The organism is Streptomyces sp. NPDC053079, from assembly GCF_044546695.1.
GTDB lineage: Bacteria > Actinomycetota > Actinomycetes > Streptomycetales > Streptomycetaceae > Streptomyces.
Window position 1 is genome coordinate 1,042,705 of the sequence record NZ_JBITZJ010000002.1, and the last position, 15,462, is coordinate 1,058,166.

The 15,462-nt window shown below is 71.1% G+C and carries 12 protein-coding genes; 4 read left to right on the top strand and 8 right to left on the bottom strand.

All coding sequences use genetic code 11. The features are described 5' to 3' along the window. Nucleotides 1-105 precede the first annotated feature (105 nt). The 3 genes from ACIGXW_RS11980 to ACIGXW_RS11990 all read left to right on the top strand — a co-directional run bounded on the left by ACIGXW_RS11980 (nt 106) and on the right by ACIGXW_RS11990 (nt 4,521). A complete protein-coding gene (locus tag ACIGXW_RS11980) occupies nt 106-2,484 on the top strand; it encodes a polysaccharide lyase 8 family protein (protein WP_399572333.1) in 2,379 nt (792 codons plus the stop codon). A 217-nt stretch (nt 2,485-2,701) separates the two neighbouring features. Beyond that, nucleotides 2,702-4,285 (top strand): acyl-CoA carboxylase subunit beta, encoded by a 1,584-nt coding sequence (locus tag ACIGXW_RS11985; protein ID WP_071965607.1) that lies wholly within the window; start codon nt 2,702-2,704, stop codon nt 4,283-4,285. 35 nt (nt 4,286-4,320) lie between these two features. Beyond that, nucleotides 4,321-4,521: an acyl-CoA carboxylase subunit epsilon gene (locus ACIGXW_RS11990; RefSeq protein ID WP_071965606.1), complete on the top strand. Its 201-nt coding sequence runs from the start codon at nt 4,321-4,323 to the stop codon at nt 4,519-4,521. Nucleotides 4,522-4,618: 97 nt separating this feature from the next. Here ACIGXW_RS11990 and ACIGXW_RS11995 read toward each other — a convergent pair whose 3' ends face one another. The 8 genes from ACIGXW_RS11995 to ACIGXW_RS12030 form a co-directional block, all read right to left on the bottom strand. Further along, nucleotides 4,619-5,200, bottom strand: coding sequence for an ATP/GTP-binding protein (locus ACIGXW_RS11995; protein WP_099201035.1), 582 nt, complete (start codon nt 5,198-5,200; stop codon nt 4,619-4,621). Further along, nucleotides 5,181-5,714, bottom strand: a complete 534-nt coding sequence (locus tag ACIGXW_RS12000) for a DUF742 domain-containing protein (protein WP_399572335.1) — start codon at nt 5,712-5,714, stop codon at nt 5,181-5,183. The genes ACIGXW_RS11995 and ACIGXW_RS12000 overlap by 20 nt, the downstream gene beginning before the upstream one ends. A gap of 84 nt (nt 5,715-5,798) precedes the next feature. After that, nucleotides 5,799-6,212: a roadblock/LC7 domain-containing protein gene (locus ACIGXW_RS12005; protein ID WP_078848005.1), complete on the bottom strand. Its 414-nt coding sequence runs from the start codon at nt 6,210-6,212 to the stop codon at nt 5,799-5,801. 10 nt (nt 6,213-6,222) lie between these two features. Then, complete coding sequence (locus ACIGXW_RS12010; protein ID WP_399572337.1) at nt 6,223-9,306, bottom strand: nitrate- and nitrite sensing domain-containing protein; 3,084 nt, start codon at nt 9,304-9,306, stop codon at nt 6,223-6,225. Nucleotides 9,307-9,631: 325 nt separating this feature from the next. Beyond that, nucleotides 9,632-10,213, bottom strand: coding sequence for an ATP/GTP-binding protein (locus ACIGXW_RS12015; RefSeq protein ID WP_360916548.1), 582 nt, complete (start codon nt 10,211-10,213; stop codon nt 9,632-9,634). Continuing rightward, entirely contained in the window at nt 10,194-10,601 is a 408-nt protein-coding gene (locus ACIGXW_RS12020; RefSeq protein ID WP_360916545.1) for a DUF742 domain-containing protein, read from the bottom strand. Before ACIGXW_RS12020 ends, ACIGXW_RS12015 begins: the two co-directional genes overlap by 20 nt. A gap of 103 nt (nt 10,602-10,704) precedes the next feature. Then, a complete protein-coding gene (locus ACIGXW_RS12025; RefSeq protein ID WP_360916542.1) occupies nt 10,705-11,127 on the bottom strand; it encodes a roadblock/LC7 domain-containing protein in 423 nt (140 codons plus the stop codon). After that, on the bottom strand, nt 11,128-14,694 hold the full coding sequence (locus tag ACIGXW_RS12030) for a nitrate- and nitrite sensing domain-containing protein (protein WP_399572339.1): 3,567 nt from the start codon (nt 14,692-14,694) through the stop codon (nt 11,128-11,130). A 481-nt stretch (nt 14,695-15,175) separates the two neighbouring features. On the opposite strand from ACIGXW_RS12030, the gene ACIGXW_RS12035 reads away from it, so the two are divergent. Further along, nucleotides 15,176-15,382 carry a hypothetical protein gene (locus ACIGXW_RS12035; RefSeq protein ID WP_071965730.1) on the top strand — a complete coding sequence of 69 codons (207 nt, stop codon included), beginning with the start codon at nt 15,176-15,178 and terminating at the stop codon, nt 15,380-15,382. Nucleotides 15,383-15,462 lie beyond the last annotated feature (80 nt).

The window sequence follows — 15,462 nt, forward strand, 5'->3', positions numbered from 1 at the left end:
TTCACCGTTTCTTGTCCTCAATCGCCGGACGGGCTGAATACTCAGCCCGTCCGGCGTTTGAGGACCGGGGTCCGGGGCGGAGCCCCGGTTTCGGGAAGGGGCGGGGTGGGGGAGAACACCGCCGTGGCCGCCAACTGGACCCGCCGCACCTTCCTCACCGCCGCCGGCTCCATAGGAGCCCTCGGCCTCGCCACCCCCGCCGCCGCGGACGACTTCACCGCCTTACGAAGACGCTGGCGCACCCTCACCCTCGGCACCGGCTTCGACCCCGCCACCGACCCCTACGCCACCGCCCTGCGCCGCACCGGCGACCTCGCCCGCGCCCACCGCGCGGGCATGCGCCCCGCCCCGGACTCGCTCTGGCCCGACGCGCCCTTCGACCCGCCCGCCGGCATCACCCAGAGCTACGCCCGGCTGCACACCATGGCCCAGGCCCACGCCCAGCCCGGCACCGGCCTCACCGGCGACACCGCCCTCGCGGCCGACCTCCTCGCCGGGCTCGACCACCTCGACGAGCGCGTCTACCACCCCGGCACCACCCGCTACGGCAACTGGTGGGAGTGGCAGATCGGCAGCCCCCGGCTGCTCCTGGACACCCTCGCCCTCCTCCACGACGAGGCGGGCGAGGCCCGGCGCGGCCGCTGCCTCGCCGCCGTCGACCACTTCGTCCCCGACTCCCTGCTCGGCGACTACACCGGCACCAGCACCGGAGCCAACCGCGTCGACCTGTGCCGCGTCGTCGCCCTGCGCGGCGTCCTCGGCGCCGCCCCCGCGAAGATCGCCCTGGCCCGCGACGCCCTCTCGCCGGTCTTCCCCTACGTCACCCGCGGCGACGGCCTCCACGCCGACGGCTCCTTCCTCCAGCACACCTCGGTCGCCTACTCCGGGACGTACGGCTACGTCCTCCTCGACGGCCTCGGGCGGCTCTTCGCACTGCTGCGCGGGTCACCCTGGGAGATCACCGACCCGGCCCGGCAGATCATCCACGACAGCGTCGAACGGGCGTACGCACCGCTGATCCACAACGGCCTGGTGATGGACAGCGTCTCGGGCCGCGCCATCAGCCGGGGCCTGCAGAGCGCCGACCCCCACGCGCTGCTCCAGAGCGACCACCAGCGCGGACACGCCCTCATCGCCGCCATCGCCCTGCTCGCCGAGGGCGCGAGCCCGGCGGAACGGGACCGCTGGCACCGGATGATCAAGGGCTGGATCGCCCGGGACACCACTCTCCCGCTGCGCACCGACCCCCGCTTCCCGGTCGCCGACCTCGCCCGGCTCGCCGCCGTCGACGAGCGCCCCCTGCCCCCCGCGCCCGAACCCGTCGGCCACCGGCTCTTCGCCGCCATGGACCGGGCCGTCCACCGGCGCCCCGGCTGGGCCGCGAACATCTCCATGGCCTCCGACCGCATCACCCACTACGAGAACGGCAACGGCGAGAACCCGCGCGGCTGGCACACCGGCGCGGGCATGGTCCTGTGGTGGGGCGCCAAGGAGGGCGGCGGCCAGTACACGGACTCCTTCTGGCCCACCGTCGACCCCTACCGGCTGCCCGGCACCACCGTCAGCGCCCGCCCGCTCGCCGACAACGAGGGCGGCGGCTGGGGCGCCCCCAGACCCGCCGTCCGCTGGGTCGGCGGCGTCACCGACGGGCAGTACGCGGCCGTCGGCCAGCACCTCAAGGGGCTCGGCTCCACCCTGGAGGCGCGCAAGTCATGGTTCTGCGCCGCGGACGCCCTCGTCTGCCTCGGCGCCGGGATCACCGCCCGGGACGGGCACGAGGTCGAGACGGTCGTCGACAACCGCAACCTCGGCGCCGACGGCACGGCCGTCCTCACCGTGGACGGCGAGGCCCAGCCCGTCCGGGACGGCTGGTCGCGCTCCTTCCCCCGCGCCCACTGGGCCCACCTCGCCGGGCACGGCGGCTACGTCTTCCCCGGCGGCGCCCCCCTCGAGGCGCTGCGCCCGGCCCGCACCGGCTCCTGGCGCGACATCAACGCCGGCGGCTCGCCCACCCCCGTCACCCGCCGCTACCTCACCCTGTGGCACCCGCACGGCACCGACCCCGACGACGCCGCCTACGCCTACCTCCTGATGCCCGGCGCCGCCCCCCGCGACCTCGCCGCCCGCGCCGCCGACCCCCGCTGGCTCACCGTCCTGGCCAACACCCGCGACCGCCAGGCCGTGCACATCCCCTCCCTGGGCCTGACCGCCGCCAACTTCTGGCAGGCCGGCACCGCAGGCCCCCTCACCGTCACCACCCCCGCCGCCGTCCTCCTGCGCCGCCACGGACGCACCGCCACCCTCCACCTCGCCGCCCCCCTGCGCACGGGCGATACCGTCGACCTCACCTGGTCACACCCGGTGCGCCGCGTCACCGCCCACGACGCGGCCGTACGGGTCCTGGCCACCGGGGCGGCGCTGCGCCTGCGGGTCACTCCCGGGACGGCGTGCGTCTCGCACGGCTGCCGCGTCGAGGTGGCATGAGCCGGGTACCCCCGAACGGCGGTACCTGGTCAAGCCATATATATGACGTCTTGGCCCGTCCATATTTGTGGAGTACTCACAGCGTGGGACGCCCGCTCGAACGAGGACAACTGATAAGGGCGCTGTGCAGTTCTGTCCCGCCTGCCCACGAAATCGCGCACTACGTTGTGTGGAACCGACATGATGTTCCGGCGCCCCCGCCGCGTACCGTCTATCCATGAGCAATCTCGAAGGTGCGCCCGTAGAGGCGAATGACGTCCGTGGGCGCGTCGCCGAGCTGCACGCCATCCGCGAGCAGGTTCGGCGCGGCCCGAGCGAGCGGGCCACCCAGGCACAGAAGGCCAAGGGCAAGCTGACCGCTCGCGAGCGCATTGAGCTCCTGCTGGACGAGGGCTCTTTCACCGAGGTGGAGCCGCTGCGGCGGCACCGCGCCACCGGTTTCGGGCTGGAGGCCAAGCGCCCCTACACCGATGGTGTGATCACCGGGTGGGGGACCGTGCACGGCCGGACCGTGTTCGTCTACGCACACGACTTCCGGATCTTCGGCGGCGCGCTGGGCGAGGCCCACGCCACCAAGATCCACAAGATTATGGACAAGGCCATCGCGGCGGGTGCGCCGCTGGTCTCCCTCAACGACGGCGCCGGCGCCCGTATCCAGGAGGGCGTCTCCGCCCTCGCCGGTTACGGCGGCATCTTCCAGCGCAACACCAAGGCCTCCGGCGTCATCCCGCAGATCAGCGTGATGCTCGGCCCCTGCGCGGGCGGCGCGGCCTACTCCCCGGCCCTCACCGACTTCGTCTTCATGGTCCGCGAGACCTCGCAGATGTTCATCACCGGCCCCGACGTGGTGCGCGCGGTGACGGGCGAGGAGATCACCCAGAACGGCCTCGGCGGCGCCGACGTGCACGCCGAGACCTCCGGAGTGGCCCACTTCGCGTACGACGACGAGGAGACCTGCCTGGAGGAGGTCCGCTACCTCCTGTCCCTGCTGCCGCAGAACAACCGCGAGAACCCGCCCCGCGTCGAGTCCGAGGACCCGGCCGACCGCACCGGCGACGCCCTGCTGGACCTGGTGCCCGCCGACGGCAACCGGCCGTACGACATGCGCAAGGTCATCGAGGAGCTCGTCGACGACGGCGACTACCTCGAGGTCCACGAGCGCTGGGCCACCAACATCATCTGCGCCCTGTCCCGCCTGGACGGCCAGGTCGTCGGCATCGTCGCCAACCAGCCGCAGTCCCTCGCCGGCGTCCTGGACATCGAGGCCTCCGAGAAGGCCGCACGGTTCATCCAGATGTGCGATGCCTTCAACATCCCGATCATCACTCTTCTGGACGTACCCGGGTTCCTCCCCGGCGTCGATCAGGAGCACGGTGGAATCATCCGGCACGGCGCCAAGCTGCTGTACGCCTACTGCAACGCCACGGTGCCCCGGATCTCGGTGATCCTTCGCAAGGCCTACGGCGGTGCGTACATCGTGATGGACTCGCAGTCGATCGGCGCGGACCTCACCTACGCCTGGCCGACCAACGAGATCGCGGTCATGGGCGCGGAGGGCGCGGCCAACGTGATCTTCCGCAAGCAGATCGCCGAGGCGGACGACCCCGAGGCCATGCGCGCCCGCATGGTCAAGGAGTACAAGGCCGAGCTGATGCACCCCTACTACGCCGCGGAGCGCGGACTGGTCGACGACGTGATCGACCCGGCCGAGACCCGGTCGGTGCTCATCCGCTCGCTGGCGATGCTCGCGTCCAAGCACGCGGACCTGCCCTCGCGCAAGCACGGCAACCCGCCCCAGTAACGCACGTCCCGCACTTCAGCAAACGGAGACCTCGCATGAACGACACGCTCGTACGCGTCGAGAAGGGCACCGCGGACGCCGAGGAGCTGGCAGCGGTGACCGCCGTCCTCCTCGCCCGCGCCGCCGCCGGCAACCAGCACGCAGCCCGGGCCCCGCGCCCGCGCCGCACCACCGCCGTCTGGCGCCGGCTGGAGCGCAGCTCCGGCTTCAGAGCGCCGCACAGCTGGCAGGGCTGACGCCCCCCGGCACGGCAGCGGACAGCGAAAAGGTCCCCGCACTCCCGAGGAGTGCGGGGACCTTTTCGCATCCGTACCGGCCGGAGCGCCCGGACTGCTAGCGCAGTCGCGCCATGAGGGCGTGCTCGACGAGCGTGATGAGGGCGCTCTTCGCTTCGTTGCGGTGCCGGGCGTCCGTCGTGATGATCGGGGCGTCCGGGCCGATCTGGAGGGCCTCACGGACCTCCTCCGGCGTGTACGGCTGGTGTCCGTCGAAGCCGTTGAGGGCGATGACGAAGGGCAGGCCGCTGTTCTCGAAGTAGTCGACCGCCGGGAAGCAGTCCGCCAGGCGTCGGGTGTCGACGAGGACGACGGCGCCGATGGCGCCGCGCACCAGGTCGTCCCACATGAACCAGAAGCGGTCCTGTCCGGGGGTACCGAACAGGTACAGGATCAGGTCCTGGTCCAAGGTGATGCGGCCGAAGTCCATGGCCACGGTCGTCGTGGTCTTGTCCGGCGCGTGGGTGAGGTCGTCGATGCCCGCCGAGGCGGAGGTCATGACGGCTTCGGTGCGCAGCGGGTTGATCTCCGAGACCGCGCCGACGAACGTGGTCTTGCCCACGCCGAAGCCACCCGCCACCACGATCTTCGCGGAGGTGGTGGAGCGGGCTGCCTCGCCGCTAGAGGTTCCGAAGTCCACTGAGCACCCTTTCGAGCAGTGTCACGTCAGGCTGGCCGCCGGCGGACGCATCGCCGCCGGGCTGATGAATGGCGACGAGTCCGGCCTCCGCCAGGTCGGCGACGAGGATTCGGGCGACGCCGAGCGGAATGGAAAGCAGTGCCGAGATCTCGGCGACCGACTTGATCTCGCGGCACAGATGGCAGATGCGCTGGTGTTCAGGCAACTGCCCTTGGAGCTGGGAGGGCTGGGCCGTGGTGTGCACCAGTGCCTCGATGGCGAGCTGGTAACGCGGCCTGGTCCGGCCGCCGGTCATCGCATAAGGACGGACCAGCGGGTTGTGCTTGGTGTTGCCGCCGCCCGCGGGGGACGACGGCGCGCGCCGTTGCTGCTGAGGCTGGGCCGGCACCTGCGCAGGGCGCTGCTGCTCCGGCATGGCCCGGTGGCTTGGCGAGGAGGGGAAGTTGTAGCGGTTCAACGGGGGTTGAGCCTGCTGGTCATTGCCATACGGGTAACCGCCTGGGGGCGTTGCCACGTCTCCTCCTCCGACTTGCCTGTCTGCTGCTGGTCGCGCCACCGCACCTTATGGCGCGGTGGCGCGAAACGCACTGCCTCTTTGTTAGTTGAGAAGGCTCCCCTGCAGTTCGGACCGCAGTTCGGGCGTCAGCACATTGCCCGCGCGGTCGACCAGGAGGGCCATCTCGTAGCCCACGAGGCCGATGTCGCACTCGGGGTGCGCCAGCACGGCCAGGGAGGATCCGTCGGAGACGGACATGATGAAGAGGAAGCCGCGCTCCATCTCCACCACGGTCTGGTTGACCGCGCCGCCCTCGAAGATGCGCGAGGCACCCGCGGTCAGCGAGGTCAGGCCGGAGGCCACCGCCGCCAGCTGGTCGGCGCGGTCCCGCGGAAAGCCTTCGGACATCGCCAGAAGGAGTCCGTCGGCGGAGACCACGACGGTGTGGGACACCCCTGGGGTGTTGTCCACGAAACTGGTGATCAACCAGTTCAGGTTCTGCGCCGCCTGGCTCATCGGGCTCACACTAACGCTCCTGATCGTAGGTGCCGCCGGGGCCGAAGCCCTGGTCGTGTTGCTGATGCTGCTCATGCACGGGGAACTCGCCTGTGTCCGTTCCCGCGTTGCGCCCCTGCTGGATGCCGCGACGGAGGTTTGCCAACCTGCCGCGGACGTCTTCCGGGGCGCGGGAGATCTGGGGGCCGTCCTGTGCGGCCGTCGCCGCCTTGCCCTCGACCAGATTGGCCTTCGGGACCCGGCGGGGGAGACCGGAGGGAGTGACGCCGCCGGCCTTCGGCTCCTTGAGCTGACCGGCACGCTGCCACAGCTCGTCGTTCGCCGACCGCCATTCGGAGTTCTCGCCCTCCTGGGGCCGTACGTCCGCCTGCCGGGACTGCTCCGGTTCCGCGCTGCCGTCCCTCGTGGCCTCCTCGCCCGTATCGGCATGCTGCCACCGCTTGTCGCGGCGCGGCAGACCGGACCCGGTCAGCGAGGGGGAGCCGCTCGAGGCGGGGCCCGGACGGTCGAACTCTACGCGCTCCGGCTGGGCCGTGTCAGCGGACGGCTGGGATTCCGGTTCCGCTGCGTAACCCTGCCCGTACTCATGCTGGTACGGACCTGGCTCGCTCCACTCCCCTTGGTAGCCGGGGGCGTTGAAGTCACCGTAGGACTCCTGGGCGTCAACACCCCGGTCCTCGTAGGAGGATTCCGCGTAGCCGGCTTCCGCGTACTGCTGCTGCGGATCGGCCGCCTGGCCGAAGCCGGGCTGCTGCTGCGGGGGTATGTGCTCCTGCGGCAGGGCGTGCGGCTGCTCGAACTGCTGCTGCGGGACCTCGTCGCGGAACAGCGGGCGCTGGTCGGAGGCCTGTGCCTCCAGGGCCGCGCGCCGTTCCTTGCGCATCAGGGAGCGGCCGACCGGGTCCAGCGCGGCACCGGTGCCGGCCTCCTGACCGGGCTCGTAGCGCGAGTCGTCGAAGCCCAGCTCCGCGGCGGTGCGCTGGCCGTGGCCCATGGCGGGCTGCTGCTGGCCGGGCACCATGCGGGAGACGGTGAAGTCGTCCTCGGCGAGGTCGTCGCCGCCACCGCCGTGCGTGATCGCGTCCGGCAGCATCACCAGCGAGGTGGTGCCGGCCTGCTCGCCCGAGGGGCGCAGCTGGACGCGGATGCCGTGTCGCGCCGCCAGGCGGCCGACCACGAACAGGCCCATGCGCTGGGCGATCGAGACGTCCACGGTCGGCGGGTTGGCGAGCTTGTGGTTGATGTCCGCGAAGTCCTCGGCGGTCAGGCCGATGCCCTTGTCGTGGATCTCGACCATCACCCGGCCGTCGGGCAGCCGGGTCGCGGTGACGCGGACCTTGGTGTGCGGGGAGGAGAACGTGGTGGCGTTCTCCAGCAGCTCGGCCAGCAGGTGCACGAGGTCGGTCACGGCCAGGCCGTGGATCTCGGCCTCCGGGACGCCGGCCAGCTCGATGCGCTCGTACGCCTCCACCTCGGAGGTGGCGGCCCGCAACACGTCCACCAGCGGGATCGGCTGATCCCAGTGGCGGCCGGGCTCCTCGCCCGCGAGGATGAGGAGGTTCTCGCCGTTGCGGCGCATACGGGTGGCCAGGTGGTCCAGGCGGAAGAGGTTCTCCAGCTGGTCCGGGTCGGCCTCGTTGTTCTCCAGGTCGGTGATGAGGGTCAGCTGGCCCTCGATCAGTGCCTGGTTGCGGCGCGAGAGGTTGGTGAAGATCGCGTTGACGTTGCCCCGCAGACCCGCCTGCTCGGCGGCGAGCCGCACGGCCTCGCGGTGGACCTGGTCGAAGGCGCGGGCGACCTCGCCGATCTCGTCCTTGGTCGTGATCGGGATGGGCTCCACATGGGTGTTCACCCGGCCCGGGTCGGTCCGCGAGAGCTGGTCGACCAGCGCCGGCAGGCGCTGCTCGGCGATGTCGAAGGCCGCGCCACGCAGACGGAGCATGTTCCGGCTCATCGAGCGGGCGATGCGGCCGGCCACGAGGAAGGCGATCAGCAGCGCGACGACCATGATCGAGGAGTTGACGATCGCGTCCCGCGCGGAGTCCGAGGAGACCGTCTCGGCCTCTTCCACGGCGTGGTCGGCGAGGTGCTCCTCGACGGTGCGGTAGGCGCTGAACTTCCCCGACGAGGTGGTCTGCCAGGAGTCGGCGGTGACGCCCTTGGCCTTCAGCTGCGCGGCGGTGGCGCCGGACATGATGGCCAGGGCCATCTTGTTCTGCTCGTCGACCTGCGCCTCGGTGGCCAGCGCCGTCTTCAGGCGCTTGAGGTCCTCGTCCGTACCACCGGACTCGAACTCGCTGAGGGCGATGTACTCGAGGAAGTTGTACGAGGAGAAGGAGGTCAGCAGCGTCTGGCGGTCCGTGGCCGTGCCCGGCTTGATCAGCAGGTGGGTGCCGATCGAGCGCTGCAGCGACTCGGCCGCCTTGGCGAGCGAGATGGCGTAGACGGCACGGCCGTAGGAGGTGACGTTGCCGGTGCCCAGGCCCAGCTCGTTGGTGAAGGCCATGAGCGGGCGCTGGATGGCGCCGTAGCCGTCCTCGGTCTTCGCACCCTCGAACGCGTCGGTGTAGGCGCCCTTGCGCAGGGCGGGCAGCATCGGCTCGGCGGCACGGACCGCCTTGAGCCGGCGCTGGAGGCTCGGGGTGTCCGGCATGTCCTTGACGCGCTTGTCGAACGTCGCGCGGGCGATGTCGGTGGCGGCCCGGGTCTTCTTGATGACCGGGTCGTCGGTGTTGCCCTCGAGCAGCGGCTTGGCGGTCAGGTCACGCTCGTCGATGACGGCGTGGGCGTACGTGGCCGCGGCCTGGACGACGCGGGCGGTGTTCGCCGCGTCCCGTGCCTCGAGCCAGTCGTCCGCCGACACCTTGACCTTGAGGCCGCCGAAGACCAGGGCGATGATCACCGGGATCAGCAGAATCGCGTTCAGCCGGACCGGCACACGCCAGTTGCGGGGCGAGAATCTGCCGCCGCTGCCTTCGGGGGTGGCGGGGGGTTCGGGCATATCGGAAGGAGGCACCGCTGTGCGCGACGGCGGGGTGAAGGCACCCCGCTCGTCCCGCGCCTGCTGCGCGGCGCCCGTCTTTCTTCGCCTCACTCGACCAACAACCTCTCGGCGTCGGCACCTGTGCTGTGCCGTTTATCTGCTGAGCCGTGACTGCTCAGTCCGGGAATTCCAGCACGTCGGACAGGCGCATTCCAAACAACGGACAGAGCCCGTGAAGGCCGCGATTTGCCCGACATAAAACGGGCATTAAGGCCGAGCCGCGTCAAATGGCGGGCCACATGTGTGCAGAGTGCAATCGGCCGGACGCGCCCAGTGGTCGCGTCCGGCCAATTCTCTGTCGAAATGTTATGAACTTTGAAGGGCGTCGTGGTCAATGCCACAACTTACGCACCGTCACAAATTTCGGCGAACAACACTATTTCAGCCGTGCCATGAGGGCGTGTTCGACGAGCGTGATGAGCGCGCTCTTCGCCTCGTTGCGGTGGCGTGCGTCGGTCGTGATGATCGGCGCGTCGGGGCCGATCTGGAGGGCCTCACGGACCTCCTCGGGGCTGTACGGCTGGTGTCCGTCGAAGCCGTTGAGGGCGATGACGAAGGGCAGGCCGCTGTTCTCGAAGTAGTCGACCGCCGGGAAGCAGTCCGCCAGCCGCCGGGTGTCGACGAGGACGACGGCGCCGATGGCACCGCGCACCAGGTCGTCCCACATGAACCAGAAGCGGTCCTGTCCGGGGGTGCCGAACAGGTACAGGATGAGGTCGTCATCGAGGGTGATGCGGCCGAAATCCATCGCCACGGTCGTCGTGGTCTTGTCCTGGACGTGGCTCAGGTCGTCGATGCCCGCCGAGGCGGACGTCATGACCGCCTCGGTGCGCAGCGGACTGATCTCCGAGACCGCGCCCACGAATGTGGTCTTGCCGACGCCGAAGCCGCCCGCCACCACGATCTTCGCGGACGTGGTGGAACGGCCGACGCCCCCGCTAGAGCTTCCGAAGTCCACTGAGCACCCTTTCGAGCAGTGTCACATCCGGCGTACCGCCGGCCTCGCCGCTGCCGCCCGGCTGGTGGATCGCCACCATGCCGGCCTCCGCCAGGTCGGCGACCAGGATCCGGGCCACGCCCAGAGGCATGTTCAGGAGCGCGGAGACCTCCGCGACCGACTTGACCTCCCGGCACAGGTGGCAGATCCGCTGGTGCTCGGGGAGCAGGCCCCCGAGGTGGGCCGGGTCGGCCGTGGAGCTGACCAGCGCCTCGATGGCGAGCTGGTAGCGCGGCCGGGTGCGGCCCCCCGTCATGGCATAGGGGCGGACCAGCGGCTGGTCGGCGCCTTCTTCCCCGTACGACGCATGGTGTGCGCCGTACGGGCCGGGCGAGGCGGGCGGGGTCATGAATCCTCCGGACGGGACAGCAGGAAGGCAATAATGCCGTCGAGCGGGGGCCGGTGGGGGGTTTTCGGCCGTACGGTCGGACGGGATTTGCGGTGTGCGGTGGTCAGTTCAGCAGGCTGCCCTGGAGCTCGGACCGCAGCTCGGGCGTCAGCACATTGCCCGCGCGGTCGACCAGGAGGGCCATCTCGTAGCCCACGAGGCCGATGTCGCACTCGGGGTGCGCCAGCACGGCCAGGGAGGATCCGTCGGAGACGGACATGATGAAGAGGAACCCCCGCTCCATCTCCACCACGGTCTGGTTGACCGCGCCCCCCTCGAAGATGCGGGAGGCGCCGGCCGTCAGCGAGGTCAGCCCGGAGGCCACCGCCGCCAGCTGGTCGGCACGGTCCCGCGGGAACCCTTCGGACATCGCCAGAAGGAGCCCGTCGGCGGAGACCACCACGGTGTGGGACACCCCGGGGGTGTTGCCCACGAAGTTGGTGATCAACCAGTTCAGATTCTGCGCCGCCTGGCTCATCGGACTCAACTAACGCTCCTGCTGATAAGTGGGGCCAACATTGTGACTGCCGGTGGTCGAACCGTTGCCGGCCTGACGTCCCTGCTGGATGCCCCGGCGGAGATTGGTCAGCCGGCCGCGTACGTCGTCGGGCGCACGCGAGACCTGCGGACCGGTCGGAAGGGACTGGGTCTCGGCGGTTCCCTCGACGAGGTTGGCGCGCGGCACCCGCCGCGGCAGCCCGGACGGCGTCTTGCCGCCCGCCGCCGGCTCGCGGACCTGCTCGGCCCGGCGCCAGCGCTCGTCGTTGGGGGAGTCCCGCCAGGGCTCCTGCGGACCGCTCTGCGCCGCCTGCGGACCGCCCTGCGCCGCACCGGGACCCTGCGGGGCCTCCTGCGGGGCGCGCTTGGCGATCGGGGCACGGCGCTGGGGCGGCCGGGCGGTGTCCGCCGGCTGCTCCGGCACGCCGGCCGGGGCCTCGCCGCGGAACCAGTGCGACTCGAGGTCGTCGAACAGCGGCGTACGGCCGTCTCCGGCGCCCGCGTCCGGCAGGGGGGTGCCCTGCGGCTCGGGCCGCGCGAACTGACCGGTGTCGCCGCCGTTGCGGTCGTCGCCGAACTGCGGCTGCGCGAACTGGCCGGTGGACTGCGGACCGCCGGGCAGCTCGAAGCGGCCGGTGGTGCTGTTCTGCGGCTCGCTCGGCGCGGGCGCGGCGAACTGGCCGGTGGTGCTCGGGCCGCCGGGCAGCTCGAACTGGCCGGTGTCGCCGGCGCGCGGTTCGCTCGTGGCGGGGGCAGCCGGGAACTGGCCGGTGTCGCCGGGGCCGGCGGCCGGGGCCGCGTCGGCGGGCCGGGCGAACCGGCCGGTGTCGGCGGGGCCGCTCTGCCGGCCGGCCGGCTTCGGGCGGGCGAACTGGCCCGTGCCCGAGGACGGCGGCTCGGTGGCGTCGGTGATCGGCGCGAACTGGGCGGTGTCGCCCGGACCGCCGCCCGGCGTGGGCTTGGCGAACCGGCCGGACCGGCCGTCGTTGTGGTCCTCGTGGCCCCGCGGGGTCTCCTGAGCGCCGCGAGCCGAACCGTCCGAGGACAGCGGCCAGTCGTCGACCGGAGCCTGCGGCTGCGGGCCCTTGCGGCCCGGACCGCCGCCGGCGGGCGCGTCGTTGCCCCAGCTCGGCGCGGCCGGGCCGGAGCCCGCGCCGCGGGCGGGGAGCTGCGGACGGCCGGCGCCACCGGCGGGCGGCACCGTGCCGGGGCCGCCGTTGCCACGGGTCGGCAGACCCGGGGCGCCGCCCTTGCCACCGCGCGGGGTGGTGTCGAAGAGGCTGCCCGCCGCGGCACCGCCGGACGGGCCGGAGCCCTGGCCGCCGCGCTGCGGCAGACCGCCCTCCGGCGCGCCGGAGCGCGGCGCCAGCGCGGCGCGCGGGGCGTTGCCCGGCACCTGACGGCGCGGCTGACCGGCGTTGCCGGGGGCACCGGCGTTGCCGGCGGGCGCACCGGGGCCGCCCGCGCCCGGGGCCGGCTTCTTGTGGCCCTGGGCCACGTCGACCGGCAGCATGACGAGCGCGGTCGTACCGCCCGAGTCGGACGGGCGCAGCTGGATGCGGATGCCGTGTCGCAGGGACAGGCGGCCGACCACGAACAGACCCATGCGTCGCGAGACCGAGACGTCCACGGTCGGCGGGCTGGCGAGCCGCTCGTTGATCGCCGCGAGGTCGTCGGGCGAGAGGCCGATGCCGGTGTCGTGGATCTCGACCAGCACCCGCCCGTCGGGCAGCGCGTGACCGGTGACCTTGACCTTGGTCTGCGGGGAGGAGAACGAGGTCGCGTTCTCCAGCAGCTCGGCGAGGAGGTGGACGAGGTCGTTGACCACGCGGCCGGCGACCTCGGTCGGCGGCACACCGCTGAGCTCGATGCGCTCGTACTGCTCCACCTCGGAGGCGGCGGCACGCAGGACGTCGACGAGCGGGACGGGCCGGGTCCACCGGCGGCCGGGCTCTTCACCCGCGAGGACGAGGAGGTTTTCGCCGTTACGGCGCATACGGGTCGCGAGGTGGTCGAGCCGGAAGAGCGAGGAGAGCTGGTCCGGGTCGGCCTCGCGGCTCTCCAGCTCGGAGATGAGCGAGAGCTGACGCTGGATGAGGCCCTGGCTGCGGCGCGAGAGGTTGGTGAACATCGCGTTGACGTTGCCTCGCAGAAGGGCCTGCTCGGCGGCGAGACGGACGGCCTCGTGGTGCACCTCGTCGAAGGCCGCGGCCACCTTGCCGATCTCGTCCCGGCTGTGCACACCGACCGACTCGACGGTGGTGTCGACGTCCTGCGGGTCGGTCTCGGAGAGCTGCTTGACGAGCTCGGGCAGGCGCTCCTGGGCGACCTTCTGGGCGGTGTCCTGCAGTCGCCGCAGCGACCGCACCATGGACCGGGCCACGACGAAGGCGCCGACGAGCGAGATGCCGAGGACGAGGACGATCAGGGCACCGTTGAGGATGGCTTCCTGCTGGGCGTCCTCACGCAGCTCCTGGGCCTTCTGCTCCATCTGCGAGAGCAGGGTCAGCTCGATCTTGGCCATCTCTTCGAGCTTGACGCTGTCCATGTCGTACCAGTCGCGGTACGAGGTCTTCTCGTTCTTGAACGCGTCGGTGTTGCCGAAGGCCCGCTCGGCGAAGGTGTTCGCGGAGGTGACGTTGGTGTCGCCACCGTTGACCGCCTTGAGCAGGTCGGCGGAGTCGCCGGCCCGGATGGCGGTGAAGCGGCGCAGGGCCTCTTCCTCGTTCTCCAGCGCCGTCTTGCCGTACTGGTGGTCGTTCGCGCTCAGGCTCGGGCCCTTGGGGTTGGCGAGCGCGGCGCTGATGACCGCACGCTGGATGGAGGCGTACTCCTTCGCGGAGGAGAACGTCGCCAGCGCACGGGTCGAGGTGATCATCTCGCTGTTGCTGGTGGCCTGGGCCATGTCCTGGGACAGGGACAGCAGCGAGGTGATGAGCGCGTTGTAGTTGCTGACCGTCTGCGAGAGGTACTCGCGGTCGGTGAACGCCTTCTCCCGGACGGTCTTGATCTTGTCGAGCTGCCTGGTGATGTCGACGAGGGTCGTCTGCACACCGATGAGCGTCGAGTCGTTCGCCTTGGCCTTCTTGGTGGTGTCGCGGAAGGCCTGGATCCGCTGGTCGGTCTTGACCCGGGGGGCGATGACCTGGTCGTCCTTGGCGTTGTTCGCGACGATCGGGCCCGCGGACTTGTCGCGCTCCTCCTGGAGGGCGTCGGCGAGCTGGGTCGCCTTGGTCGTCATCTCCGTGAGCAGCTTCATGTGGTCGAGCTGGTCGACGTTCTGAAGCGAGGTCTGGATACGCAGGCCACCCAGGGTCGTCGCGGCGACGACGGGGAGAGCGAGCAGGGAGACCAGTCGGGTACTGATTCGCCAGTTGCGCAGGGCTATTCGTGAGCCCGGCCCACTGGGGCCCTTCGTCTTCGCCTTGGGCTGTTCGGCAGGCTCGCTGCCGTTCGTTGCCTCGGCGGGCGCGCCGACGGTCGTGCCGCGGTCGGTCGCACCGCGCGGCTCCGGCTCCGCCGCAGCGCTGCCATCCCTCTTGAAACGTCCCTGCACTAGCGTCGCAACCTCTGGACCAGGCGCCCCCCCGGGTGAGCGGGAGGACGGTGTCGAGTCGTGGGGGGACCGCGGTGGCCCCCCTGGCGGTCCCCGGAATTCCAGCACAGTGCCGGATCTCCCAACAAGGCCGGTGGGGGTAGCCCTGATGGCCGTGACGCTGGGTGAGGGGATCCGTGACGCACGGTAGAAGATTGGGTGCACTATGTCGGACTTATGGCTATGAGTCACATGGTTCGCATCAGGGGTCTCGGCGTGTCCCAGTCCTCATGATCAGGAGCGGAACGTCTAATTCAGCCCTGCAATGTCCGTTTCGCGGAGGCGAAATGGCCGCCCGTTATGCCGCATATTTCGGTTGCGTCGTGAGCAAACTCACAGTAAAGCCGGGACTTGTCCAGCATGCGGATGGGGAAGGGCGCGCCTAGCCTGGTCCTTTACACAGCGGCGAAAACGCCAAGAACCGACAACGCGAGGCCCCCCAGTGAAGACTGCGAACCCGTCGACGCCGTCCCGTAAGACCGCCAACCCGCGCCGCACCACGCTCGCGCACCTCGAGGCCGTCGAGACGACCGGCCTCTTCGCCGTCGCCGAGCGCCCGCAGCACTCCATGGAGCTGCCGACGGCCACCGCCAACCCGCGCCGCACCGTCCTCATGGTCGCGCCGCAGCCGCAGACGCCCCAGGCCTAGGCCCGACGCGCACGGGTCGCGCGCGCCCCCCGCGATAGCCTGAGACGGTCAGACTCCGGCCAATCAGACAAGGGGCGCGA

Bases quoted from the DNA above. Each gene is read 5' to 3' on its own strand.
- ACIGXW_RS11985 (WP_071965607.1), top strand. From the start codon at position 2,702: ATGAGCAATCTCGAAGGTGCGCCCGTAGAGGCGAATGACGTCCGTGGG.
- ACIGXW_RS11990 (WP_071965606.1), top strand. From the start codon at position 4,321: ATGAACGACACGCTCGTACGCGTCGAGAAGGGCACCGCGGACGCCGAG.
- ACIGXW_RS12005 (WP_078848005.1), bottom strand. From the start codon at position 6,212: ATGAGCCAGGCGGCGCAGAACCTGAACTGGTTGATCACCAGTTTCGTG.
- ACIGXW_RS12020 (WP_360916545.1), bottom strand. From the start codon at position 10,601: ATGACCCCGCCCGCCTCGCCCGGCCCGTACGGCGCACACCATGCGTCG.